1 protein-coding gene is annotated in these 1,235 nt (G+C 70.4%); it reads right to left on the bottom strand.

All coding sequences use genetic code 11. The annotated features are described in order from the left end of the window. Nucleotides 1–1,235: non-ribosomal peptide synthetase (locus tag D7X96_RS39055; protein ID WP_147468524.1), on the bottom strand; the 1,235-nt coding region annotated here is incomplete at both ends.

Here is a 1,235-nt window from a genome sequence, read left to right as displayed (position 1 = left end):
GGCGCTTCGAACAGGGCGCGCAGCGGCAACTCCGCGCCCAGCTCCGTGCGGATCCGCGAGGCCACCTGCGTGGCCAGCAGTGAGTGGCCGCCCAGCGCGAAGAAGTCGTCCTGCCGGCCTACCTGGGGGACCCGCAGCACCTCCGACCAGATGGCCGCCAGCTTCGCTTCCGTCTCCGTGCGCGGCGCTTCGTACTCGCGCTCCGAGCGCCCCGCTTCAAGCTCCGGCAACGCCTTGCGGTCCACCTTGCCGTTGGCGCTCAGCGGCAGCGCGGCCAGCACGCCGATGGCCGACGGCACCATGTACTCCGGCAGGTGCGTGCGCAGCTCCGTCTCCACCGCCTTCGCGTCGATGTTCTGCCCCGGCTTCGCCACGAGCCACGCGACCAGCCGCTTGTCCCCATTCACCTCCCGCACCACGGCCACGGCTTCCGCCACGTCCGGATGCCGAAGCAGGGCCGCTTCCACTTCGCCCAGCTCGATTCGGAAGCCTCGCACCTTCACCTGGAAGTCCGTGCGCCCCAGGAACTCCAGCGTCCCGTCCTCCTTCCAGCGCGCCTTGTCTCCCGTGCGGTACAGCCGCGCGCCGGGCTCCGCGCTGAACGCGTTCGGCACGAAGCGCTCCGCCGTCAGGTCCGCCCGGTTGAGGTAGCCCCACGCCAAGCCTTCGCCTCCCACGTACAGCTCTCCAGGCACGCCCACGCCCGCCACGTCACCGTGCGGCTCCAGCACGTACGCCGTCGAGTTCCCAATCGGCTTGCCGATGGGCACGGACTTCCCGACCGTGCTCGCGTTCGTCAGCGAGTACGTGGCGGAGAACGTGGTGTTCTCCGTGGGGCCGTAGCCATTCACCAATACCGCACCCGCTGGCAGGTGCTTCAGGTGCTCGTGCACGCGCTGGGCCGGCAGCACGTCGCCACCCGCCAGCACCTGCGACACGCCCGCGAGTGCCTGCACCTGATGCAGCGCCATCTGCTCGTACAGCGCCGCCGTCAGCCACAGCGCGCTGATGCGCTCCTGCTTCAGCAGCGCGCCCAACTCCTCCAGCGTCAGCGCGTGCGGAGGCGCCAGCACCAGCTTCGAGCCGTGCAGCAGCGCGCCCCACACCTCCAGCGTCGAGGCGTCGAAGGCCACCGGCGCCAGTTGCAGCCAGACTTCTTCCGGCCCGAAGCGCAGGAAGCCGTTGCCCACCACCAACCGCGTGATGCCCCGGTGCGGGATGCACACGCCCTTCGG

The sequence above is a fragment of the Corallococcus interemptor genome (assembly GCF_003668875.1).
GTDB classification, from domain to species: Bacteria; Myxococcota; Myxococcia; order Myxococcales; family Myxococcaceae; genus Corallococcus; species Corallococcus interemptor.
The sequence above is the reverse complement of the archived record's forward strand: the minus strand, read 5'-3'. Positions and strand labels throughout refer to the sequence as shown.